At 25.7% G+C, this 26321-nt stretch carries 23 protein-coding genes, 1 tRNA gene and 1 other RNA gene; 9 read left to right on the top strand and 16 right to left on the bottom strand.

Annotated elements, in window-relative coordinates:
- Positions 1–132: 132 nt before the first annotated feature.
- The 4 genes from CRV09_RS02490 to ribB all read right to left on the bottom strand — a co-directional run bounded on the left by CRV09_RS02490 (position 133) and on the right by ribB (position 4543).
- Positions 133–939, bottom strand: a complete 807-nt coding sequence (locus CRV09_RS02490; protein WP_136132561.1) for an alpha/beta fold hydrolase — start codon at positions 937–939, stop codon at positions 133–135.
- Positions 940–1001: 62 nt separating this feature from the next.
- Positions 1002–2582, bottom strand: a complete 1581-nt coding sequence (gene prfC / locus CRV09_RS02485; protein ID WP_136132560.1) for a peptide chain release factor 3 — start codon at positions 2580–2582, stop codon at positions 1002–1004.
- A 339-nt stretch (positions 2583–2921) separates the two neighbouring features.
- On the bottom strand, positions 2922–3659 hold the full coding sequence (locus CRV09_RS02480; RefSeq protein WP_136132559.1) for a 1-acylglycerol-3-phosphate O-acyltransferase: 738 nt from the start codon (positions 3657–3659) through the stop codon (positions 2922–2924).
- 236 nt (positions 3660–3895) lie between these two features.
- Positions 3896–4543: a 3,4-dihydroxy-2-butanone-4-phosphate synthase gene (gene ribB / locus CRV09_RS02475; RefSeq protein WP_136132558.1), complete on the bottom strand. Its 648-nt coding sequence runs from the start codon at positions 4541–4543 to the stop codon at positions 3896–3898.
- Positions 4544–5555: 1012 nt separating this feature from the next.
- Here ribB and CRV09_RS02470 point away from each other — a divergent pair.
- The gene (locus CRV09_RS02470; protein ID WP_136132557.1) at positions 5556–6785 is read left to right on the top strand and encodes a multifunctional CCA addition/repair protein; all 1230 of its coding nucleotides are present in this window, start codon (positions 5556–5558) and stop codon (positions 6783–6785) included.
- A 7-nt stretch (positions 6786–6792) separates the two neighbouring features.
- Here CRV09_RS02470 and folB read toward each other — a convergent pair whose 3' ends face one another.
- Together folB and tsaD are read right to left on the bottom strand one after the other, a co-directional pair.
- Positions 6793–7161, bottom strand: coding sequence for a dihydroneopterin aldolase (gene folB, locus CRV09_RS02465; protein WP_136132556.1), 369 nt, complete (start codon positions 7159–7161; stop codon positions 6793–6795).
- A gap of 161 nt (positions 7162–7322) precedes the next feature.
- Positions 7323–8339, bottom strand: a complete 1017-nt coding sequence (tsaD, locus tag CRV09_RS02460) for a tRNA (adenosine(37)-N6)-threonylcarbamoyltransferase complex transferase subunit TsaD (protein ID WP_136132555.1) — start codon at positions 8337–8339, stop codon at positions 7323–7325.
- A gap of 215 nt (positions 8340–8554) precedes the next feature.
- Between tsaD and rpsU the strand changes: the two genes are divergently transcribed.
- The 7 genes from rpsU to CRV09_RS02425 all read left to right on the top strand — a co-directional run bounded on the left by rpsU (position 8555) and on the right by CRV09_RS02425 (position 15196).
- Complete coding sequence (rpsU, locus tag CRV09_RS02455; protein WP_136132554.1) at positions 8555–8770, top strand: 30S ribosomal protein S21; 216 nt, start codon at positions 8555–8557, stop codon at positions 8768–8770.
- 147 nt (positions 8771–8917) lie between these two features.
- Entirely contained in the window at positions 8918–10663 is a 1746-nt protein-coding gene (gene dnaG / locus CRV09_RS02450) for a DNA primase (protein WP_136132553.1), read from the top strand.
- Between the two features lie 225 nt (positions 10664–10888).
- A complete protein-coding gene (rpoD, locus tag CRV09_RS02445) occupies positions 10889–12694 on the top strand; it encodes an RNA polymerase sigma factor RpoD (RefSeq protein WP_136132552.1) in 1806 nt (601 codons plus the stop codon).
- A 212-nt stretch (positions 12695–12906) separates the two neighbouring features.
- Positions 12907–12979, top strand: a tRNA-Ile gene (locus tag CRV09_RS02440).
- Positions 12980–13524: 545 nt separating this feature from the next.
- On the top strand, positions 13525–14196 hold the full coding sequence (locus tag CRV09_RS02435; protein ID WP_136132551.1) for a DedA family protein: 672 nt from the start codon (positions 13525–13527) through the stop codon (positions 14194–14196).
- A gap of 314 nt (positions 14197–14510) precedes the next feature.
- Positions 14511–14906, top strand: coding sequence for a phage holin family protein (locus CRV09_RS02430; RefSeq protein WP_136132550.1), 396 nt, complete (start codon positions 14511–14513; stop codon positions 14904–14906).
- Positions 14906–15196, top strand: a complete 291-nt coding sequence (locus tag CRV09_RS02425; protein ID WP_136132549.1) for a YqjK family protein — start codon at positions 14906–14908, stop codon at positions 15194–15196. The genes CRV09_RS02430 and CRV09_RS02425 overlap by 1 nt, the downstream gene beginning before the upstream one ends.
- A 33-nt stretch (positions 15197–15229) precedes the next feature.
- On the opposite strand, the gene rnpB is transcribed toward CRV09_RS02425, so the two are convergent.
- Positions 15230–15614, bottom strand: an RNA gene (gene rnpB / locus CRV09_RS02420) — RNase P RNA component class A.
- A 284-nt stretch (positions 15615–15898) separates the two neighbouring features.
- On the opposite strand from rnpB, the gene ppa reads away from it, so the two are divergent.
- Positions 15899–16447: an inorganic diphosphatase gene (gene ppa / locus CRV09_RS02415; RefSeq protein ID WP_136132548.1), complete on the top strand. Its 549-nt coding sequence runs from the start codon at positions 15899–15901 to the stop codon at positions 16445–16447.
- Between the two features lie 132 nt (positions 16448–16579).
- Here ppa and cysQ read toward each other — a convergent pair whose 3' ends face one another.
- From cysQ to hflK, 9 genes are all read right to left on the bottom strand, one after another.
- The gene (cysQ, locus tag CRV09_RS02410) at positions 16580–17335 is read right to left on the bottom strand and encodes a 3'(2'),5'-bisphosphate nucleotidase CysQ (protein WP_136132612.1); all 756 of its coding nucleotides are present in this window, start codon (positions 17333–17335) and stop codon (positions 16580–16582) included.
- Between the two features lie 143 nt (positions 17336–17478).
- On the bottom strand, positions 17479–17928 hold the full coding sequence (gene rplI, locus CRV09_RS02405; RefSeq protein WP_136132547.1) for a 50S ribosomal protein L9: 450 nt from the start codon (positions 17926–17928) through the stop codon (positions 17479–17481).
- Positions 17929–17977: 49 nt separating this feature from the next.
- A complete protein-coding gene (gene rpsR / locus CRV09_RS02400; RefSeq protein WP_136132546.1) occupies positions 17978–18205 on the bottom strand; it encodes a 30S ribosomal protein S18 in 228 nt (75 codons plus the stop codon).
- A 143-nt stretch (positions 18206–18348) separates the two neighbouring features.
- The gene (rpsF, locus tag CRV09_RS02395) at positions 18349–18747 is read right to left on the bottom strand and encodes a 30S ribosomal protein S6 (RefSeq protein ID WP_136132545.1); all 399 of its coding nucleotides are present in this window, start codon (positions 18745–18747) and stop codon (positions 18349–18351) included.
- A gap of 396 nt (positions 18748–19143) precedes the next feature.
- The gene (gene rlmB, locus CRV09_RS02390; protein ID WP_136132544.1) at positions 19144–19893 is read right to left on the bottom strand and encodes a 23S rRNA (guanosine(2251)-2'-O)-methyltransferase RlmB; all 750 of its coding nucleotides are present in this window, start codon (positions 19891–19893) and stop codon (positions 19144–19146) included.
- An 84-nt stretch (positions 19894–19977) separates the two neighbouring features.
- A complete protein-coding gene (gene rnr / locus CRV09_RS02385; RefSeq protein WP_158675184.1) occupies positions 19978–22191 on the bottom strand; it encodes a ribonuclease R in 2214 nt (737 codons plus the stop codon).
- Between the two features lie 256 nt (positions 22192–22447).
- Positions 22448–23746: an adenylosuccinate synthase gene (locus tag CRV09_RS02380; RefSeq protein WP_136132542.1), complete on the bottom strand. Its 1299-nt coding sequence runs from the start codon at positions 23744–23746 to the stop codon at positions 22448–22450.
- Positions 23747–23984: 238 nt separating this feature from the next.
- Entirely contained in the window at positions 23985–24932 is a 948-nt protein-coding gene (gene hflC / locus CRV09_RS02375; RefSeq protein ID WP_158675183.1) for a protease modulator HflC, read from the bottom strand.
- Entirely contained in the window at positions 24925–26226 is a 1302-nt protein-coding gene (gene hflK / locus CRV09_RS02370) for an FtsH protease activity modulator HflK (protein ID WP_136132540.1), read from the bottom strand. Before hflK ends, hflC begins: the two co-directional genes overlap by 8 nt.
- Positions 26227–26321 lie beyond the last annotated feature (95 nt).

Here is a 26321-nt window from a genome sequence, read left to right as displayed (position 1 = left end):
AAACTTTAAACTTGATATAAAATGAATTTAATTCACAGAACGAGCTTAATCAACACTATTAAACAATTATTTCTAAATTATTTCTATATAAAATTAACTTATTAAGTATTTATTTTAATAAATATTAGAATTTTATTCATTTAAGAATGAAATTAAGTCTTTCTGTAATTGATTTTGGTGTGTAAATATAAATCCGTGCGGACCATTTTCGTATAATTTTAATTTGGAACTATAAACTAAATTATGTGTTAATCCACTAGTAAATTGAAAGGGTAAAATTTGATCATTACTGCCGTGAATAATTAATATAGGAATATTAATTTTAGTTAAATCGCTATAAAAATTAGTTTCAGAAAACGATGTCACACAGTCAATAGTAGCTTTTAAAGATGCTGATAAAGCAATATTTAAAGCATAAATCATTATTCCTTCTGAAACCATGTTGCTAAAAAACATTTTCATAAATTCTTTAAAAAACTGTGCTCTATCTTTCAATATTTCTTCTTTTATAGTATCAAACATTGATTTTTCAATACCATTGGGATTTTCTTTAGATTTAATAACCATTGGTGTTATAGTTCCTAATAACACAATTTTTTTTACTTTATCTGTCCCATATTTGCTAATATAACGAGTTACATCTCCTGCGCCCATAGAAAATCCAACTAAAGTAACATTGTTTAAATTTAAATGTTCTATTAAATAATGAATATCATCAGAAAAGGTATCATAATTATAAGTAGTCCAAGGTTTTTCTGAACGACCAAAACCACGACGATCAAATGCGATTGCACGATAACCAAAATTTGCAAGATAATACATTTGACAATCCCACATATCAGAGCTTAATGGCCAACCATGACTAAATAGCACTGGTTGACCTTGTCCCCAATCTTTATAATAAAGATTACATTTGTCTTTACTCTTAAATATACTCATTGTTTATCTCTTATTAAAAATAAAATATTTATTTACAATATCGTCATTCTAAATATGAGCATTTATTGGGTTTTATTAAAAATAATTTCTGGATAACGTTCTTGTACAATTTTTAAATTAACCATATTGTAAGCGATATATATTATATTATTATTGCTATCTAATGCAATATTTGCTTTATGATTATTTTGAAATGATTGAAATTTTTTAAAATTATTACATTCTAACCAACGTACAGTAGAAATTTTAACATTTGTATATATAGCTTCTACTTTATATTCATAATTCAAACGTGATACAACCATATCAAATTGTAGCATACCTATTGTACCAATAATACATTCGTTATTATGAATAATACGAAAGAATTGTACATTACCCTCTTCTGATATTTCAACCAAGCCATTATATAATTGCTTTTGCCTAAAAGGATCTTTAGGACGAACACTATGAAAAATTTCAGGAGCAAATTTAGTAATTCCTAAAAAATTTATGTTTTCACCTTGTGTAAAGGTGTCACCAATCTTAATGGAACCATGATTATGCAAACCTATAATATCACCTGAATATGCTTCTTTTGTATGTATTCTATCACCAGCTATGAACGTCAATGCATCAGAAATAATCATATTTTTTTTAGTACGAACATGATATAATTTCATACCTTTGTTATATTTTCCAGATACTATACGAATAAATGCTATTCTATCGTGATGTTTTGGATCCATATTAGCTTGAATTTTAAATACAAATCCAGAAAATTTTTTTTCTTTTGGATACACCAAACGCATATCTGTATTACGTGGCATCGGAGATGGAGCCCATGAAACTAAATAGTTTAATATATGATCAATGCCGAAATTACCCAATGCAGAACCAAAAAGTACAGGGGATAATTTACCATTTAAAAATTTTTTTTGATCAAACTCAAAAAAAGATTCTTTTATTAATTTAATATCACTACGTAATTTCATGGCTAGTTCACTACCTATCTCAGCATCAAGATTATAATTATCAATACCTTCAATAATGTTCAATTCTTTTATTTTATGACCTTTTCCAGCTTGATATTTATATATAATATCGTTGTAAAGATTATAACTACCCTTGAAATTTTTACCAAAACCTATTGGCCAAGTAATTGGTGTACAATCAATATTAAGTTTTTTTTCTGTTTCATCTAATAAATCAAATGGATCACGTATATCACAATCAAATTTATTCATAAAAGTTAAAACAGGTATATCGTTTAATCGTGCAACTTCCATTAATTTATGAGTTCTTTCTTCTACACCTTTAGAAGCATCAATAATCATTAAACAGCAGTCAACCGCAGCTAAAGTACGATAAGTATCATCTGAGAAATCTTTGTGTCCAGGAGTATCCAATAAATTAATTAATTTACCGCAGTATAAAAATTGCATTACAGATGTAGTAACAGATATACCTCTTTGTTTTTCAATTTGCATCCAATCAGATTTAGCATATTTATTTGAGCCACGACTTTTTATTGTACCAGCTGTCTTAATTACTTTACCAAACAGTAATATTTTTTCTGTAATTGTAGTTTTGCCAGCATCTGGATGGGATATAATTGCAAAGGTGCGACGACGTGCGACCTCTTCTAAAAAGGAATTACACATAAATTAATTTCCTAAAAACAGCACGTCCCTATTCTAGTACTCATTAACAAATACTGTATCATTCATTGTTAATGAATATAACATAGTTTACATTATAATTATTAGTAAAAAGTTAAATTAAATACAAAAATAGTTGTTTCATTAATTTTAAAATAAATAGATTATGCATGTTTATTTTAGATGAAATTTTATTATTTAATATGCTGTTTCTAGTATGACCTGTAAAATTTATACATAAATGTGCTATTTAATGGTGTTTATAAAATAATTTATCATAATATTTACATTTTATTATTTAATATTTTAATTTATTAAAATTTTAGTATATAAGAACTTGATTTATATATCATTATATTCTTTCCTAGTTTCGATTTCAGCATTTAAAATTTCAAATTTTTTTAATATTAAATTATGACATAATCTAGATAATTCACGAACTGATAAATATTTATATGTTTTAAATTCTATAGGAGCAAGCATTTCAATAATTACCAAACCATTTTTTAAACGATTAAGATTAATATTATTAGTATTTGAAAAAACTACAGGAATAATAGGTACTTTTGCCATTATAGCAGCTTGAAAAGCTCCAGATTTGAAGGGCAATAAACCACGTCCATTATTACGAGTCCCTTCGGGAAATATCCAAAATGAAATACGCTTTTCTTTTAGTTGATTTACTAATTTCATAATAGTGCTATAAGCTTTCATTTTTTTATTACGATCAATAAAAATATTGCCAGTAATCCAATAAAATAAACCAAAAAACGGAATCCAAAATAAATTTTTTTTACCTATAGTCACTGTATTATTAGGTATGATTTTAGATAATATAACTAAATCATAATTATTTTGATGATTCGCTATATAAATGGCATTACCCAAATAATTTTCTACAGATTTAGATTTTCTTAATTTAATTTTAATTCCAAATAATGATGATAATATACTAAACATTCCACCACATATTGATAGATTTTGTGGATTCTTAGGAGAAAACAAACACCAAATAAAACCTATTGTAAACATTAAAAATGAATAAATAACAACGAAAATAATACGCAGTATTAGCAACATATATGTCTCATTATTACAACTTAAAATATTTAAGATTAAATAATTTCATTATTAAGAATTATATAAATAAACATTATAGAATAAAAATGTATTAAGACAATTTATTTTTAAACAATTAATAAAAACACCAGGCTTTAGATGTTAACACATTAATTAACAAAGTAACGCTTTTTATGCACTAAATTATATCTTTTTAATTTTAATAATTAAAATTTTAGTAATGATCTGGAATATAATTAAAATATTTTCTTACCACGAATAAAAATAATTAAATCTTTGACAGTTACTATAGGCATATTGTGATATTTAGCAAAAATAATTGCTTCTTCCATGCGAGCCATTGAACCATCATCATTAGTAAGTTCGCATAAAACTCCCGCTGGTTTAAAACCTGCTAATTTTACTAAATCTATTGTTGCTTCAGTATGTCCCGCTCTAACTAAAACTCCTCCATTACGAGCACAAATGGGAAAAACATGACCAGGACGATTAAGATCCTCAGGTTTTGCATGATCAGCGATTGCAGTACGAATAGTAGTAATGCGGTCTTTGGCAGAGACTCCCGTAGTGACACCTACAGCTGCTTCAATAGTAACGGTAAATCCAGTACCGTAAGAGCTTGTATTTTTTTCTACCATCATTGGTAAAGCTAGTTTTTGACGAAGACTTTCGTTTAAACAAAGACAAACAATTCCACTACAATAACGAATTGTTAATGCCATTTGTTCTACTGTCATAGTTTCGGCAGCAAAAACTAAATCACTTTCATTTTCACGGTTTTTATCATCTATTACTATTACACCTCTTCCTTTATTTAATGCATCAATAGAGCGCTCCACTCGTTGTAATAATGAGCCAAATTCAGAAAACAACCTCTGATTCATGGGAATAAACCTTTTAATAAACTCTTAAATAAGTGTATTAATTACCATAAATATGATAAATTCAGTAACAAAACAACCTAAATAGATATTAGCATATATATCAGTAATATTTATTATACAATTAATAATTGTATTTGTTATTATAATGTTATTTTAAAATAATTTTATACATAATTATGATTATTTAATTTTATTAGTAATATTATTTAATAATTTACTAAAGATACTAAACTAAATTAGTTACAATAGTAACTTTAATTAATAATCTTAATAAGATTTTTCTTAATTATATAATGATCATAAATATAAACTTTAGAATTTTTTAAATTGGTATATTATTTTAATTTTATTAATATACAATCCATCATTAATATTATAATATTAAATTTAAAAGTTAGATTAAATATTATTTTATTGTTCTATTAAAAATCACTTCTAAAATATTTAACTTTGCAAAAATATTTAATAATTAAATAAAAATAAAAATCATTATGATTTAATGAAATTATATTTTTGGCTATTTAAATAAAAAATATTATTTAATAAATTTAATTTTAGCATATTCATATTTTGTTAAATAACCATATCAAATTTTTATTCAACTATAATAAATTGATATTCAAAGAATAAAATATATTTTTTTATTTTCTAAAAATTAGTTTTAGTAAAAATATAATATCTAAATTTTTGGAGTTACATTCAATAATAATTTAAACCAATATTTAATTATTATTTACTAACTAAAAATTATTTAAAACATAATATTAAAATTACATGAATAAAAATTTATTTTTTAAAGAAATTTATTAGTAATTTCTATTATCATAAGTAATATATATTATCAATGTTTGATTTATAACTTACAAAATAAATGATAAAATATTTACATAATATTAGATCAAAATAAATTATTAACTACTAAAAACATTAATCTAAATAAATAATATTTAAATCATTAATTTATATTTAGATATAAAACAGGATAATTGTTTTAAGTTAAGGAGATTTATTAATGAAAATCTTTCTAGTTGGAGGAGCGGTTCGCAATAAATTGCTGAATTTACCTATTCAAGATAAGGATTGGGTTGTGGTAGGTGCTACTCCAGAAATAATGATTAAAAAAGGTTATCAACAAGTAGGTAATAATTTTCCCGTTTTTATTAATCCAAATAATGGAGAGGAATATTCTCTAGCACGTACTGAGTCTAAGGCTGGAAAAGGTTATAATGGATTTATTACTTGGTCAACACCAGATATTACATTAGAACAAGATCTAAAAAGAAGAGATTTAACTATTAATGCTATCGCATGCGATGAAAAAGGGAATTTATTTGATCCATATAATGGTCAATATGATATTGTCCATCGTAAGTTACGTCATGTATCTTCAGCTTTTAATGAAGATCCACTTCGTGTTTTACGTGTAGCAAGATTCGCTGCAAGTTTTGCGCATTTAAATTTTAGAATAGCTAATGAAACGAAAAAATTAATGTATCAAATGGCTAAGAATGGAGAATTATCTGATTTAACAGTAGAACGTGTATGGCAAGAAACTAGTAAAGCACTTATGTCAAATAATCCTCAGATTTATTTTTATGTATTACGTGAATGTGGTGCATTAAACATATTAATTCCAGAGATTAATAATCTATTTGGAATTCCATCGCCAGCTAAATGGCATCCAGAAATTGATACAGGAATTCATACTTTAATGTCTTTAACAATGTCTGCAGCACTATCTAATTCAATAGATGTAAGGTTTGCTACATTACTTCATGATGTAGGTAAATCATTAACTCCTCCTAATAAATGGCCAAGTCATCATAATCATGGAAAATTAGGAGTATCATTAGTAAAATCTTTATGTAATCGTTGGCGAATATCAAATTCAATCACTAATTTGGCCATAATAGTAACCGAATTTCATGATATGATTCATAATATTGAACATCAACCTATAGAGTCTTTGGTAGACTTATTTAATCGTATTGATGCATGGCGAAAACCATATCGAGTTGAACAAATAGCCATTATCAGCGAAGCTGATGCAAGAGGTCGTACTGGACTAGAAAATATTTATTATAAACAAAGTCGATATTTGCTTTTTACTTTTAAATTAGCTTTAAAGGTTTCAACTAAAAAACTTATTCAACAAGGACTTAAAGGCATTCAAATATCTCAAGAATTAAATAAAAGAAGAATCCAGGCTATTAAAAAAGGTCTTATTAAAAATATGAAATAGTTATCTTCTATATTAAATTCTTAAGAAATAATCCACGCTTGATTTTGATACCTACTTGTTTTGCTTGAGCAACAGCATTTGGTTTGCTAACTTTTATATAAACTCCAGGACAACCAAATTTTTTCATTAATAAATTTGCTACTCCTTCAGCTACTTTTTCAATTAATAAAAAATGATTATCTGTTAAATATGTCAAAATAGCTTCAGACACATCGGAGTAATTTAAATAATTATCAATATCATCTCTGTTATTAGATAAATTTTTATCCCACATCATTTCAACATCTAAAATTAATTTTTGTTTTATATTTTTTTCCCAATCATAAATACCGATAGTAGTAAATATTACTAGCTGTTCTATAAATATTATATCCATTATTTATTATTTTTACTTATTTTATATTTTAGTTATTATTTTATTTGAAAATATATTAAATATAATATGGTTTTAAAAATATGTATATCTTGATAAATAGAATATTTAATTAATAAAGTATAATATTCAAAATTAATTAACTAATATTAATTATAATACTATTAAATAGGAGATAGTTCTGTCAATGACCATCGAGGTCGAACATTAATACTAAGATCGTCTTGATTACTACTACTATTAATACGTAACATACCAACATAAGCTATCATAGCACCATTATCAGTACAAAATTCTGGACGAGAATGAAATATTTTTATATTATAATTTTCACCCATATTAAGCATTTTTTTACGTAAAGTACAGTTAGCACTCACTCCACCTGCTATCACTAATCTTTTTAGCCCAGTATAATCTAAGGCATTCTTACATTTAATTAATAATGTATCTACTACTGCCTCTTCAAAAGCGTGAGCAATATCACAACGTGTCTGATAATTATTATTATTTTTAGTGATAGCATTAGCAACACAAGTTTTTAAACCAGAAAAACTAAAGTTTAAATTATTACCCCCAGTCATAGGTCTTGGAAAAACAAACTTACCAGGTATTCCATCTTTTGCTATTTTTGACAACATAGATCCACCAGGATAACTAAGACCTAATAATCTAGCTATTTTATCAAAAGCCTCTCCTACTGCATCATCAATTGATTCACCTAATATTTTATATAATCCAATTCCAGTAACATTTACTAATTGAGTATGCCCACCTGATATCAATAATGCTAAAAATGGAAATATTGGAGGGTTTTCTTCTAGCATTGAAGACATAATATGACCTTCCATATGATGTACTGGTATAGCTGGGATTTTCCATGAAAAAGCCAAAGTACGACCAACTGTAATTCCAACTAACAATGAACCTATTAAACCAGGTCCTGCAGTATATGCTATAGCATTAATTTGATTTGGTTTTAGATTGGCCCGTTCTAAAGCTAGTAAGATTAATGGTATAATTTTACATATATGTTCACGTGATGCTAATTCTGGAACCACACCTCCGTAGTAAGAATGTAATTTTGCTTGACTATATACTTCATTACTTAATAAGCCATAACTGTTATCGTAAATTGCAACACCAGTTTCATCGCAGGACGTTTCAATACCCAAAATACGCATGTCAGTACCAGATTGTTAAGTTGATAAAATTATTATATAAATAATAATTTAATTTTACATAATAGGACAATTTCTATTTTTTAGAAATGATTAATACTTTACAAAGTAATTCATACTAGATTAGAATAATCTTTTGTAATAAATGAATTATAATTTATTAAAATAAACATAACAATAATATATTTAGATTAAATAATTATTAAGGAGTAACTACAATGCCAGTAATTAATGTTCGTGAAAATGAACCATTCGATGTAGCTTTGCGTCGTTTTAAACGTTCTTGTGAAAAAGCAGGCATTTTAACTGAAGTGCGTCGGCGTGAATTTTATGAAAAACCAACATCAGAACGTAAACGTGCTAAAGCTTCAGCAATAAAGCGTCATTCAAAAAAAATTGCCCGTGAAAATGCACGTCATATTCGTTTATATTAAATTAATTATTAATATTTTCTGCTACTGTTAATAAATCTTGTTTTTATTTTTCATTATTAATATAAAAATAATGTATGTGGTATTTAATGCTTTTTTAAATAAAGCCTTTAGTCCTTTTTATTTTAAAAATCAACAACTATAGGTCCCATGACTGAAAAAATTTCACGTAAATTTATTATCGAATTGCTTGCTAAAACAGATATTGTTGATTTAATTAATATTCGTATTAATTTAAAAAAACAAGGAAAAAACTTTTATGCATACTGTCCTTTTCATACAGAAAAAAATCCTTCTTTTAGTGTGAATAGTGATAAACAATTTTACTATTGTTTTGGTTGTGGTAGTTATGGTAATGCAATCGATTTCTTAATGAAATATGAACATCTCAAATTTGTTGAAGCTGTAGAAGAATTAGCTAATTCAAACAATGTTGATATAATACTTGAAAACTCAGATTGCTCAAATCAAAATATTAAATTTATTCGAAAAAAATTATATATCTTAATTAATAATATAAATAATTTGTATAGAACAGAACTAAAAAAATCTACTGGAAAGCATGCTTTAAATTACCTTAATTATCGAGGATTAAATTCTATAGTTATTGATCAATTTAGCATTGGTTATGCACCTTTCAATTGCAATAATGTTATTAATCTTTTTGGTAAAAGCAATGAAGAACGTGAATTATTAATAAAAGCAGGTATATTGGTTACCAGCAAAGATGGTAATTTATATGACCGACTTCGTGGAAGAATCGTTTTCCCAATTCGTAATAAAACTGGTCATATAGTTGGTTTTGGAGGACGTTCAATAGGAGATAAAATACCTAAGTATCTTAATTCTCCAGAAACTCCTATCTTTCATAAAAGGCATCATATTTACGGGTTATATGAAGCATTAAATTATAATCCTAAACCTAGTCATTTAATAATCGTTGAAGGGTATACTGATGTAATTTCATTATCACAATACGGAATAAATTATGCAGTTGCTTTATTAGGTGTTTCAATTACATCCGAACATATTCAAAAACTATTCTGCAACACAAAAAATATAATTTTTTGTTATGATGGTGATCGAACTGGACTCCAAGCTGCTTGGAAAACACTTAAAGTTGCTTTACCTCATTTAGAGGATGGTTATCAGTTAGGTTTTATACTATTACCTTCAAACGAAGATCCAGATAAATTAATTCGTAAAGAGGGCAAAATTAATTTTGAAAAAAGAATAAAAAACAAAATTCCACTTTCATCCTTTTTATTTGATACTATATTGAGAAAGGTGGATTTTAGTTCTTGTGATAGTAAGACCAAACTAAGTGCTCTTGCTTTGCCGTTAATTTCTCAAATTCCAGGTAAAACATTACGCATTTACATGCGTCAAAAATTAGGTAATAAACTAGGAATTCTTGATGATAATCAACTTGAAAAATTAATACCTAAAATAATAAAAAATAATAGCACATCCAAAAGTACATCATTCAAATTTACTACTATGAAAATTTTATTAGCATTATTAATACAAAATCCAAAATTATCAGTATTAGTAACATCTTTTGATGATGTTTCAGAATATAAAATTGTTGGTCTACCTATTTTTATGGAATTAGTTAAACAATGCAATAAAAACCCTAAATTAAATACATCACAACTATTAGAGTTGTATAGAGGAACAAATTTTATAAATAAGCTTGAAACATTAGCATTGTGGAACCACATGATAGTAGATGAACAAATCAAAGTAGTCTTTCAAGATTCATTAAATAAAATTCGCGATAATTTACGTGAACAGCAACTTGAATCACTGATCTCACGTGATCGTATCAAAAAATTAAACAGTGAAGAACGTAATAAATTTTGGGCCCTAAGTCAAACATTCGCAAAAAAATAGTTTATTTAACCTTTTTGTATTTTAAATATTATAATTCATAATAGATTTATTAGCACGGTTAAAATCAAAAAAAATAGAATAGATTTGTCACCGTTGTTGTTTAAGCCATGCCTTATATAAGTATTGTTCTGCTAGAGGCTGTACTCTTGCTTTATTTATGAGCAACACGTTAGCTCGTAGCCAAATAGACATTAATTTAATTCACAGGAGTGTAGGTACCGTCTTATGGAACAAAATTCACAGTCACAGCTTAAACTTCTTATTACCAGAGGTAAGGAGCAAGGATATCTAACTTATGCCGAAGTTAACGATCATTTACCAGAAGATATTACTGATTCAGATCAAATTGAAGATATAATTCAAACAATAAATGATATGGGAATACAGGTGGTTGAAAAAGCTCCAGATGCTGATGATTTAATATTGAATGAAAGCAATTCTAATAATTATGATGATACTGTTGAAGAAGCGACTGCTCAAGTATTATCAAGTGTTGAATCTGAAATTGGGCGAACTACTGATCCGGTTCGTATGTACATGCGTGAGATGGGCACGGTAGGATTACTTACTCGTGAAGGAGAAATTGATATTGCAAAAAGAATTGAAGAGGGAATTAATCAAGTTCAGTGTTCAGTTGCTGAATATCCAGAAGCTATAACTTATCTATTAGATCAATATGATAAAGTTGAATTAGGAGAGTCTAAATTATCTGATCTAATTATGAATTTTGTAGATCCTAATCTGCAAGAAGATTTAATATCTATTTCATCCAATAATGAATCATATTTATGCGAAAAAGATTGCAATGAAGAGGATGAAATAATAGATCCAGAAATAGCACGTGAAAAATTTTCAGCTCTTAGAGCTCAATATGAAATAACTAGAACTATAATTAAAATTAAAAGTCGTACTCATGTAGATGCAATTGCTACAATTCAGACTCTTTCTGAAATATTTAAACAATTTAGATTAGTACCAAAACAGTTTGATCATTTAGTTAATCACATGCGTAATATGATTGAACGCATACGTTTCCAAGAACGTGTAATAATGAAGTTTTGCGTAGAACTATGCAAAATGCCCAAGAAAAACTTTATTAAGTTGTTTTCTGGAAATGAAACAAATTACGTTTGGCTCAAAAGTGCTATAGTAATGAATACACCATGGTCTGAAAAGCTTTTAGAACACGAAGATGATATTTTAGTTTGTATAGAAAAATTATTAAAAATAGAACAAGAAACTGGACTAACTATTGAACAAATAAAAGATATAAATAGACGCATGTCTATTGGTGAAGCTAAAGCTAAAAGAGCAAAAAAAGAAATGGTAGAAGCTAATTTACGTTTGGTTATCTCAATAGCAAAAAAATATACTAATCGTGGTTTACAATTCTTAGATTTAATTCAAGAAGGCAATATAGGTTTAATGAAAGCAGTTGATAAATTTGAATATCGAAGAGGATATAAATTTTCTACTTATGCAACATGGTGGATCCGACAAGCAATTACACGATCTATAGCTGATCAAGCTCGTACTATTCGGATTCCTGTACATATGATTGAAACCATTAACAAGCTAAATCGTATATCACGTAAGATGTTACAAGAAACAGGTCGTGAGCCTACACCAGAAGAATTATCTGCACGTATGTTTATACCTGAAGATAAAATCCGTAAAGTACTGAAAATTGCAAAAGAACCTATTTCTATGGAAACTCCAATTGGTGATGATGAAGATTCACATTTAGGTGATTTTATTGAAGACACCAGCTTAATATTACCATTGGATTCTGCAACTTCTGAAAATTTACGATCAGCGACTAATGATATATTATCCGGCCTTACTGCACGTGAAGCAAAAGTATTAAGAATGCGCTTTGGTATAGATATGAATACTGATCATACATTAGAAGAAGTAGGTAAACAGTTTGATGTTACCAGAGAACGTATCAGACAGATTGAAGCTAAAGCTTTACGTAAATTACGTCATCCTAGTCGTTGTGAAATACTTAGAAGTTTTTTAGATGATTAAAATATCAAATATTATTATTTGATATATCAATTATCACATAACACTATTAATATTTTATATAATATCTTTAATTGAAATTTTTATTTTAATTAGCTGTAATAATTATTGTTTTATGATACTATTTAAAATATTGAACGCAATATTGATGTGATTGTTTATTAATTTTAACAAAATTAATATCTTCGATGTATTTTTGTTAAAATTTAAACTATGGCCCCTTAGCTCAGTGGTTAGAGCAGGCGACTCATAATCGCTTGGCCGCTGGTTCAAACCCAGCAGGGGCCATTTATATTTTAATGAAAAAACAATTTTATATTTAATATTAATATAATTAAAAATGAATTTAGATTATAAAATCTAATAATATTAGACATTATATACTTACAAATAATTTTATAAATTATTTGTAAGTATATTACTGATTTTACTTTCTTGTTGTTCTATTTTTAATAAAACATGTAATTTTATCTTTTTAGATAAAATGATTTGTTGTTATTATTGTTATAAATTTTAGTAATTAGTTAATAACTTTTTTAAAAACACCTTTATTTCTAGATTAAGATCATATTAAAATCTTAACCAAATAGTTTTATATATGCTATTTTTATTAATAATGATAGATATCATCTTTAACTAGTTTTATAAAAAAACCATTTTTTATAAACGTTTGTTTAAATATTTCATTCTTAAATTTTATTTTAAATATACCTTCCTGTTGTTTTAGTGAAATACACTATATATTACAGAATAATTGTATAGATAATTGTATAGATATAAGAACATTATTTGAAATAAAATCTATTTAATAAAAACATCAGGAAGTGTTGTAAATGAATATTTTACATACGTTATTACATGCTTTATGGCAAAAAGATTATAATACTCTATCAGATCCAGCCGTAATTTGGTTGATTTACGGCATTTTATTTATAATTATATTTTTAGAAAATGGATTATTACCAGCAGCTTTTTTACCAGGAGATAGTTTATTAATTCTAGTTGGTGTTCTTATAGGGAAAGGAATAGTGAGCTTTCCATTAATTATTGTTACGTTAACTATTGCTGCTGGACTAGGTTATTGGATGAGTTATATGCAAGGTAAATGGTTAGGAAATACTGCAATCGTCCAAAAATGGCTTTCACAACTGCCAGATAAATATCATCAAAAAGCTCATAACCTTTTTTATCGTCATGGACTAGCAGCATTATTAATAGGTAGATTCATAGCTTTTGTACGAACTTTATTGCCAACTATCGCTGGAATGTCTGGTTTAAATAATATTCGTTTTCAATTCTTTAGTTGGATTAGTGCGTTATTATGGGTAGTAATACTAACTACTATGGGATTAGTATTAAGCAAAACACAAATTTTTATTCATTACGAAGATAAATTAATGTTTTTACTAATACTATTACCATTAGTATTACTATTTTTTGGTTTAGTGAGTTTAATAATAATGCTATATCGCAAACGTAAATCCAAAAAAAATAAAACTAAATAATTATTATAATAGTGCTAATTATATTTATATAATCAACTAATATTTATATCATTATTAAATTATTAAAAATTTAATTATCAAGTCAAAATTAAAAATATCTTTAATATTAAATAATATTATTTGATTATAAAATGTTTTCTAAACTTACTGATATAAATTAACTTTTAATTTTAATCTTCAATGTCTATAATATATAGTCATGGAGATTTATTTTATAAGTCATAAAATATAATACTATAAACACAATTATCTGAAATTCATATTAAATCAGATATAAATATTATAATATAGTTTTTAAATTAAAGATATTATTTATGGATACTATAAAAAATAAAAAAGGTCCTAGCAAAACTATAATAGATATCATTCAAAATATGATTGCTAAAATAATAATTATAATCGAAACAAGATTACGTTTGGCAATTCTAGAAATAGAAGAAGAGAAAACCAAAATTATACAAATTTTATTAATGATTGGATTAACGGTTTTATTTATTACGGCGGGATTTTTTTGTTTATTAATGGTAATAATATTTTCTGTAAGCCCACAGTTTCGTGTTTTAACTATGTTAGTTATTAGTTTTATTCTATTTTTAATTTCATTTTTATTTATATTTTTGATTTTTAAAAAATCTCAAGATTCTACTTTATTGAAATATACTCTTAAAGAACTAAAAACAGATTGTAATATACTTGAGAGTAATAATTAATGAGGTATCAACAACGTAAAAAGGCATTAAATTTAATATGTAGTAAGATAAGTGATCAACGTTTAGATTTATCTAATTTAAAAAATGAATTGAATATTAAAACTGTAAACTATGATAATTGCTGGTTTAATTTTATTAATATAAAAAAATACTTACTGATCGGTAGTATTGTATTAGCAATATGGTCTATAAGAATACATAAACTAAAATCATTGTTTAGATTGGTAAGATTAAGCTTAGGATTTTGGAAAGCTTACAGAGCCATTATATCATTTTTAAAATTGATATAATCTATCTAAATAAAATTTATTGATAAAATAAATTGTAAAAGTCAACTTGTAAGCCGGGTTCTGTCATGGACAATCATTCATCTAGACTAATAATCGCTTATTAGTTCAAGCAGCCTACCCAGGTTTAGTACGGGTTATACTTTTTTAAAACCTCTATTTGGCCTTGCTCCGGGTGGAGTTTACAGTGCCGTAAACTGTTACCAATTACGCGGTGCGCTTTTACCACACCTTTTCACCCTTACTTTAATAAGCAGATATACAAACAATATTATTAAAGCGGTTTTTTTTCTGTTGCACTAGTCGTAAGCTCTCGCTTCCCAGGTATTACCTGGCACCTTACCCTAGGAGCCCGGACTTTCCTCTCCCTTTTTATTAAAAAATTTTAGAATAAAAAAGCAGCGACTGTCTAGTTGACTTTAAGAAAAATATTATCATATATTTTTGTTTATGTCTTCTTATATTTTTCTTCATATATTTAATTAAATAAAATTAACTATAAATACTATTTGACAATATTATTTTATTATTTTAGATTGGTTAAGTATTTATTGTATTTTTATTTGTTAAATATAGAATTAGTTTTTTTAATATTAAATCTTATAGATTTAGTTAGTTATAAATTAATATTTTGTTTATTTTGTACTATATGTTTTGATTAATATTGTTAAATTTGTTTTATTTTAAATTTGAGGTGTATCTTTAATGAGTTTAGATCAAGTACCAGCTGGTATAAAAATACCACAGGACATTTATGTAATTATTGAAATACCAGCAAATGACAATCCAGTAAAATATGAAATAAATAAACAATCACATGTCTTATTTGTAGATCGTTTTATATCAACAACCATGTTTTATCCTTGTAATTACGGTTATATTAATAATACTTTATCTCTCGATGGTGATCCAATTGATGTTTTAGTACCCACTCCTTATCCATTAAAATCACAATCTGTAATTAGATGTCGCCCAGTAGGTATTCTAAAAATGATAGATGATTCTGGAGAAGATTCAAAACTAATTGCAGTTCCACATACTTCAGTTTCTAAAGAATACGATCACATTAACAATGTAACTGACCTTCCTGAATTGCTACGCTCTCAAATAGTCCACTTTTTTTCACATTATAAAGATTTAGAAAAAGGAAAATGGGCAAAAATAAGTTCTTGGGATGATGTTATAGCAGCCAAAAATGAAATTATTTCCTCTATTGAGCGTGCAAAAAACAAGAATTTAAATATTACTAATTAATAATTAATGTATTTTTATGAAATTAAAATAATTAATTGAGCATTAAATAAGGTTATCTTTACAAGATAATTGTTGTAAATCAAAATTAGATATTAAAAACATAAAAATACAATCAAATATTATTTATTATAATTATACAGAAACCAAAAATTTTGGATTAATTAATGATTTTTTAGGTAAATAATTCAATGTCACACCTTGCAAATCTTTAATATATGCTCCACTAGCTAATATTATTGCATGCCCTGCTCCTGTATCCCAAATACTAGTAGGATTAAAGCGTGGATAGAATTGTGCTTTGCCTTCAGCTATTAAACAAAATTTTAATGAAGATCCAATTTCAATAATTCGATAATTATTAAAACTAAGTAAAAATTTATTCATTTCATTAATATTATTAAGATTATGTGAACGACTAATTAAAACTGACGGTGGATATATACAACAAGAATGAATCTGTTCTATTCGATTATTTTTTTCTTTCCAAGCTTTTCTTTTTAATACATCAGCATAATACATCGTCTTCAGTGCAGGTGCGTAAACTACTCCTAATATAGGGTTACCTTGTTTAATCAAAGCAATATTTATAGTAAATTCATTATTATGTTTAATAAATTCTTTAGTACCATCTAAAGGATCAACTAGCCAATAATTTTCCCAATTTTTACGAATTTCCCATGGATATAGGTTTTCTTCTGATAAGATAGGTATCTTAGGAAGTATGTTATTTAAACCCTTAATAATTATATTATGTGAAATAATATCTGCTACAGTAACTGGTGATTTATCAAATTTATGATATATATAGTAATTCATATTATTATTACTATATATATTCATCACAGCATCACCTGCTGATTTTGCTAATACACAAATATTTTTTAAGATATATTCATTTATATTATTCATATCATATAAAATATCATAATTTTTATATATTTTACGTTTTATATTTAGTAAATATAATTTTATTAATCTATCCTATTAAGACTAATTAATAAAATCAAAGGTGAAAATAATTATTTTTTGATTTAAGAACTTATGATATTTACTACTAACTTTGCAGATATTTTACTATGTAAATGGAAATATACCTCATGTTCACCAATTGTTTTCAAAACACCATTTGGCAGTCTTACTTCACTCTTACTAACTTCAATACCAGCTGAAGTAACAGCATTAGCAATATTACGAACACCAATTGAACCAAATAATTTTCCTTTATTTCCTGACTTTGATATAATTGTCACTATACCTAATTTATTTATTTTTTCTGCTTTACTCTTTGCTATAATTATATCTTCAGCTAGTTTATTATTTAACTGTTTTTGATTTTCTTTAAAAGAAAGAATGTTTTGTGATGTAGCAGTTGTAGCTTTTCCTTTTGGAAATAAAAAATTACGAGCATATCCGGGTCTTACATTAATAATGTCACCAACATCCCCTAAATTTTTGATTTTATCAAGAATAATAATTTTCACTATTTAATCCTATCTTATTAATATATTTGTTAATTATAGTAAATAATAATCACTTATGACGGTCAGTATAAGGTATTAAAGATAAATATCTAGCACGTTTAATAGCTCTAGCTAATTGACGTTGATATTTTGCACAAGTTCCAGTGATTCTACTTGGTACTATTTTACCGTTTTCGGTAATATAGTTTTTTATTGTTATAATATCCTTATAATCTATTTCGTCTATTCCTTCTACAGTAAAACGACAAAATTTACGACGACGAAAATAACGAGTCATTTAATTAATCCTCTAAATTTGCTAATTAATATTTAAAACAGTTTTAATATGATTATTATGTTATCTAAATACTATAATTTTAAATAAAACAACTATTTAAGTATCAAATAACTGTTCAATGTAATTAAATTAAAATAAATATATTAATCTTCAGTATTTTTAGTATCAGATGCACAATTACCAAGATCATTAATAGAATCTTCACGTTTATTTTTACGATCTTCTTTAATTTTAACCATAAATGAAGGTTCAACTATTGCATTTTTAACACGTATAATAATACTACGTATTATAGAATCATTAAATCTAAAACTAGTTTCTAATTCTTTAACTATTTCTTTAGATGCTTCAATATTGAGTAAAACATAATGAGCTTTATGAAGATTGTTAATTGGATAAGCTAATTGACGACGACGCCAATCTTCTAAACGATGTATTTTACCGTTAGCACTAGTTATAGAATTAGTATAATTTTCAATCATACTTTGAACTTGATCACTCTGATCAGGATGTACCATAAATACAATTTCATAATGACGCATTAGGCATAACTCCTTATGGATTATAGCTTCTTATGAGATAATTAATTAAGTGGTTATTTTAGAAGCAAGGAACTTTATATAAAATATAAATAGCCTTCTTTTAATGATACTTATTAAGTAATAAATTTTAAATCTTAATAAATTGTTAAATAAATCTTTTAAATTCATGTTAAATAGAAATTGTATATTATCTTTATATAAAACATTCATGTTTGTATAAAATATATTTTAAACAGTAAACAATATAACTTAAAAATAATAAAGAACTAATTTATATGTTCATTATAAGCAATAAAATCTATAAATTAAACAAATAAATTATTATCTAATAAGTTATTAACGTATTTTATATATTGAAAAAATAATATCTATATTTGATACAATAGTTATCAATTATCATATTGCTATTGAATATTGTTGCTGTCTTATTATTTCAAATAAGCATATACCAGTTGCAACAGATACATTAAGAGATGAAACTATCCCATGCATTGGAACACCAATAATCTTGTTGCAATATTTACTGGTTAGATGACGTATTCCATTGTTTTCTGAACCCATTACCAACGCTATTGGAGGGATTAATGTTTCTGCATATAAATTATTATTTGATCCATTTGCAGTACCAACTATTAAAATATTTTGTTCTTGTAAAAAGCACAACGTTCTTGATAAATTATTAACTCTAATTAAGGGTACTTTTACTGAAGCACCACTAGAAACTTTCTGTACAGTCGAATTAAGAGAAGCTGAACGATTTTTAGGAACAATTACTGCATGAACTCCAGCAGCGTCAGCAGTACGTATACAAGCACCTAAATTATGAGAGTCAGTAATACAGTCTAAAACTAACAAAAAAGGTTTTTTTACGGTTTGAATAATATTTTGAAGAAAATTTTCCTTGAATTGATTGATAGACTTAATTATTGCTATAATACCTTGATGTATAACACCTTTTTTTACTTTAGTTTCTAATAATTGACGATTAACTAAATTTATTTTAACTCCCCTTTTTTTAAGTGAAATATACAATAAATTTAAACGATTATTATCGTGGTCGTTAAGAATAAAAATTTCCTGAAAATTTTGGGGGTTTACCCTATTCATAGTTTCTACAGCATGTATGCCAAAAATAATTTTATTCATGATATTCTTTATTATTAATTTATAACATTAACAAGAAAAATTACAAAAAGTAATTTTTTCTTTTTACATAGAAATAATTACTTTTTAATTTTTGTATTTTAATGTTTTATTATTTGCAACTAATTCAAAATAAATCCTACGTTCATCTACATGTACAGCTGTAATATAAACTTTTACTGCATCACCTAAATGATAAATATAACCGCTTGTTTCGCCAATAAGACGTTGACATATTGAATCATACTTATAACACTCCTTCTTGAGAGTTGAAATATGTATTAATCCTTCAACAAAAAATTCGCTTAGACGGACAAATAAACCATAATTTGTAATACTAAAAATAATACCATCAAATATTTTACCTACCTGGTTTTTCATTAAATCACATTTTAACCAATCTGAAACATCACGAGTTGCTTCTTCAGCTCGACGTTCAGTTAAAGAACAATGACAACCTAATTTATCTATCTCCTTAATATTATAACGGTAACCTCCGTTATCAGTAAATAAATTTTTTGTTGTTGTGATTTCTTTCTTAGATAATAAATATTTAATAACTCTATGTAATAATAGATCTGGATAACGACGAATAGGAGAAGTAAAATGTGTATATGAACTCAAAGCTAAAGCAAAATGTCCTCTATTCTGTGGATCATAACTAGCTTGCTTCATAGAACGTAAAAAAATAGTCTGCAGTATTTCATAATCTGGCCTTTTGGATAAATTCATCATCATTAATGAATAATCAACCGGTTTAAGATAATTAAACTTTGGTAATATAATACCTAGTTCATTCAATATGGCGTTAAAATTTTTGATTTTATCATTAGTTGGACAATCATGATCACGAAATAAAATAGGTTCTTTATTTTTTTCAACAAAATTAGCAGAGGCAAAATTAGCCATAATCATACATTCTTCAACAATTTTATGAACGTCATTACGAAAAATTCGTTCGATACGTTCAACACGGTTTTTGTTGTTGAAAATAAATTTAGTTTCTGAAGTTTCAAAAGAAATACTACCTCTGTCTTGACGTGCCTTTTCTAATACTTTATATAAATTATAAAGATCATTAAGAATACTTTTTAACAATATATACTTATCATGTAATTTGCAATTATCTTGTAATATTTTCCATGCTTCATTATAAGTTAAACGGGCATGAGAATTCATAATTGCTTCATAATGTTTAAAACCAACTAACTTACCTTGAGAAGAAATATCCATCTCACATACCATGCATAAACAATCAACTTTTGGATTAAGGGAACATAATTCATTAGATATAATCTCTGGTAGCATTGGTATTACTTTTGAAGGAAAATATACAGAAGTACCACGTGAATATGCTTCTTTATCTATTGGTGTACCTGGACGTACATAATAACTCACATCAGCAATGGCAACCCATAAGCGCCAACCATTGCCATTAAGTTTTTTACAATATATAGCATCATCAAAATCACGTGCATCCTCATCATCAATTGTAATTAAAGGTAATTTACGTAAATCAACACGTCCTATTTTAACTTCTTCTGTTAATTGATGATTTAGTTTATTAAGTTGTAACATTATCTCAGGTGACCATTTATAAGGAAGTTCATGATTCCTTATTGCTATATTAATTGCAAGACTGGTAACCATATCCTTTCCTAAAATTTCAATTATTTTTCCAGTAGCCTTATTACTTACGGTAGGACGATGTAATAATTCAACTACTACTACACAATTATTACTAGCACATAAATTAAATCTTAAAGGAACTATTATATTAAAATTTAATCTATCATCATATGGAATAACGAAGCCAATACTAGATCGATAAAAATAACGACCAACAATCATTTTATTACGTGATTTTTTTACACGAATAACTATTGCTTCTTTACGACCTTTACGATCAGTATCTATTAGTTGAGCAAGTACAAGATCTCCATGAATACAAAATTTCATTTGTTTATTAGATAAATAAAAATCATCTTTTTTACCTTTTACTCGTAAAAAACCATATCCATCTCTATGACCAATAACTTTACCCCTTGTTAAATTAAAAAATTTAGGCATGATATAATATTTATGACGTATACATAATAAATGACCTTTTCGGGTCATATGATTAAGAATACGAAGTAAATATTTAAAATTATTTTTATTTTGAAAACAAAATTCTTTGAATAATTCTTTATAGCTTACCGGATTTTTTCTCTTTGCAAAAAATTCCATTATAAATTTATGGTTAAAAATATTATTTTTATTTTGTATTATTTCCTTATTTAAAAGAAAATGCTTTGGCATAATAATTCCCATAATGTTTATTTAATATTTGTTATTAAAAATAATATTAATAATATTAAACATACATTTTTTTATTAAAAATAAACAGTTTTGGTAGTTTTTATTAATATAATTTTAATTCGAAATTAAAATTATAGTATCTAATTAAAATAATTTTATTATAAATTAATAAATTTAATTTATTTTTTAGATAGTTATGGTAACTTTTTAATAAACCACAATAAAAAGATATTAGTTCTTATATATTTTTTTAAAATTAAATATCAAAGGGATTACGTATTATTATAGTATCTTTTCTATCAGAACCAGTAGAAATAATATCAATAGGAACACCAGCCAGCTCTTCTATACGATTTATATACTTTCTAGCAGCTTTTGGTAGCTTACTTAATATTCTAATACCAGATGTAGTTTGATTCCAACCAGGTATAGTTTCATATATCGGTTCAATGTTTTCCCATTTTTCAATTGTTAATGGTGTATTAACTAACTTACTGTCATCTGGCATTCTATAACCTATACAAATCTTTAATTCTTCAAAAGAATCTAATATATCTAATTTAGTTAAACATAAACCTGAAATCGAATTTATCTGTATTGCACGGCGCAATACTACAGAATCTAACCATCCTATACGACGACGTCGACCAGTAGTAGAACCAAATTCATGGCCCTTATAACATAATAATTCTCCTGTTTGATTATGCAATTCAGTTGGAAAAGGACCTGAACCTACTCTGGTAGAATAAGATTTTACAATGCCCATTATATAACTTACATGAGCACTACCTAATCCTGTACCTGTCAAAACTCCTCCTAATGTAGTATTAGAAGAAGTAACATATGGATATGTACCATGATCTATATCTAACATTGTACCTTGTGCACCTTCAAATATAATAAAATCTCCACGTGTATAAGCTTGATTTAAAATTTCTGATGTATCTACAACAATATTTTTCAAATAATCTGAAATATCCATTATTTGATTTAATATTTTATTAAAATTTACTGCATTTGATTTAAAGTAATGTATTAACTGAAAATTGTAATAATCTACTAATTCTTTTAATTTAATAGCAAAGGTATTTTTATTAAAAATATCACCAAGACGTAAACCACGGCGTGATACTTTATCTTCATATGCTGGGCCAATACCTCGACCAGTAGTACCAATAGCTTGCATACCTTTATATTTTTCTCTTGCTAAATCCATTTCTACATGACATTGTAAAATAAGGGTGCATGATTCAGAAATTAATAAACGTTCACTTACTATAATATTACGATTTTCTAAATATTTTATTTCTTGCATTAAAGCTTCTATAGAAAGCACGACACCGTTACCAATGATACTTGTTACATTATCGTGTAAAATTCCAGAAGGGATTGTATGAAGTATAGTTTTTTCACCATTAATGACTATTGTATGTCCAGCATTATGTCCACCTTGGTATCTAACTACATAGTTTGCTTTTTCAGTTAAAAGATCTACAATTTTACCTTTACCTTCATCACCCCATTGGGTGCCTAGTATTACAACATTCTTAACCATTTAATAAAACCACCTATAAATTGAAATAGATTTTAAATTTTTATATTGTAATTAATTCAAAGCAAACATTACTCGATATACTTAAAATTATACTAATAAATATTAATTACAATCTAATACATTAATTCACTTAAAGATATTATGAAGTTGAATCATTTAATGTTAATAATATATCAAGTCATTAATATGAGATCTTTGATTGATAAAGAAATAATAATTACTTAAAATAATTGATATTTTAATACTTATTAATAAGAGGATTTTTAATATATTTAAAGAAGTCACTATCTAGACTTAACACTATTAGGTCTTTTTTCTTACGAAAAATTTTTTTATAAGCAGTTAAACTGCGAATAAAGGTATAAAATTCCATATCATTTTTAAAATGATCAGCAAACATTCTTGCTATTTTTACATCGTTATCATTTTTAATTATTAATGCTTTTATTTTTGCTTCATTCATAATAAGATCTGCTTGATAATTTGCTTGCATTCTTATTTTCTTTGATTCTTCTTTACCTTTTAAGATCTGTTTTTGTGCTAATAATTTGTGTTTATTGCGTATCCGATTAAATATGCAATTTAGTTCATTATTTGTCAACTCGATATTATTAATATTCATATCAACAATTTCAATCCCTGACATTCCTATGGTATTGTTTTTAAATTTAAGATTATTATTTATTGATTTAGCAGTTAATTCTTTATTTTCTATGTTTATATTACTTAATGCATTATAAACATCTTTTGTTAAATGACTCTTTAAATCATTTATAACATCTTTTAAATATGAATGAGCTATATGAATATTCAAAATATCATTAGATTTACGATTTAAGATCATTTCTGTTTTTAAAATATCACCTTTTGTGGACATATAGTAATCGTTAAAATTATTAACACGCCATTTAATATAAAAATCTAATACAATCTCTTTTCCTTCCTTAGAAAAAAAATTATTTTTTATATTTGTGGTGTGAATACGATTATCTATGGATGTTATTATATCAATAAATGGAATCTTAAAATGTAAGCCTGGTTCTAATAATTTAATATTGTTATTTTTATCTCGCACGATTTTACTAAAACGAACTAAAATAGCTTTATGGCCTTCATTTACTATGCACAAAGATGTTCGACACATCATTAATATTACAATTATTATTAGAGTGATTATTTTATGCATTAATTTCTTCTCTTTTTTCACGCTTAATATTATTTCTGAAAGTATTAGATTTACGTTTATCAATAATATCATTTTGTTTTTTATTTAATTCATCGGTATTATTTAATAATTCTTGATTATTAGTATTATAAGTTGATAATGATTTTTTTATGTTATACGTTTCGTTTTGTTTTTTATTCAATTCATCTTGTTTTTTATTCAATTCATCTTGTTTTTTATTCAATTCATCTTGTTTTTTATTCAATTCGTATAAAGATATATTACCATTTTTAAAATCGGTTGGAAGTAATATAAGATTATTTTTATTAACATCAATTAATACCTTTCTTGCATGATTTAAAATATTTTCTAGAGTTTCAATATATAAAAATTCTCTAGTAATTTTTGGACTAGCTTTATATGCTTCTAACATTTTCACAAATCTTTCTACTTCTCCTCTAGCTTTTAATAATTTTTGTTTTTGAAGTATATGCGCTTTTTCAAGAATAAATTTTGCTTTATTTTTAGCAATTAATTTTAATTTTTCAGAATAATTATTTGCTTCTATTATATAATTTTCTTTATTTTCTTTTGCTTTAATAAAATCTTTAAAAGATGATTCAACCTCATTCGGAAGTTGTAAATGCCTTATGTTAACGTCTATTATGCTGACACCAATTTTATAGGGACTAATAATGTCTTTAATTTGGTATTTGATATCATGGCAAATAGTATCATTTCCTTTATAAAAAACATCTTCTATATTTGTTTTTCCAATTACATTGCGTAATGCGCTATTAGTAGCTTTTATTAAACTTTCTTCACTATTTATCACAGAATATAAATAATATTTAGGATTAACAATTTTATATTGAACATTGATTTCAACATTCACTAAATCTTCATCAGAAGTTAACATTATACCTGAAATATTTAATTCACGTATTTTTTTTATATTAACAATATTGACTTGATCTATGAAATTTAACTTCCAATTCAATCCTGATTCTGCTAATTTAATGAATTTACCAAAACGGGCAACTATACCACATTCTGCTTCTTGAATAGTATAAAAACCACTTAATATCCAAGTAAATATTACAGAAATTAAAACTATAAAAACAACTTTATAAGTTATAATGTTTAATCTTTTTTTCATATTATTGGATTTATTATTGTTGATTGCACTAATTTTTTTTATTAAATTTTTAATTATGCATCTTAAATTAAAATTTTTTTTATTATTTAAATTAATTTTGTCATTACCCAATGGATCACGACGATACTGCTTATTTCCAGGGTGATTCAATATCATATTTTACTCCACTCTTTTTGAGTTTACTTTTTTATTATGCATTTCTAAATTAGTGTATATTTTAAAAATAGCTTATTAATCAATCTTTATTATAA

Source organism: Candidatus Pantoea edessiphila, from assembly GCF_002933345.1.
In the GTDB taxonomy this organism is placed as follows: domain Bacteria; phylum Pseudomonadota; class Gammaproteobacteria; order Enterobacterales; family Enterobacteriaceae; genus Pantoea_C.
The sequence above is the reverse complement of the archived record's forward strand: the minus strand, read 5'-3'. Positions and strand labels throughout refer to the sequence as shown.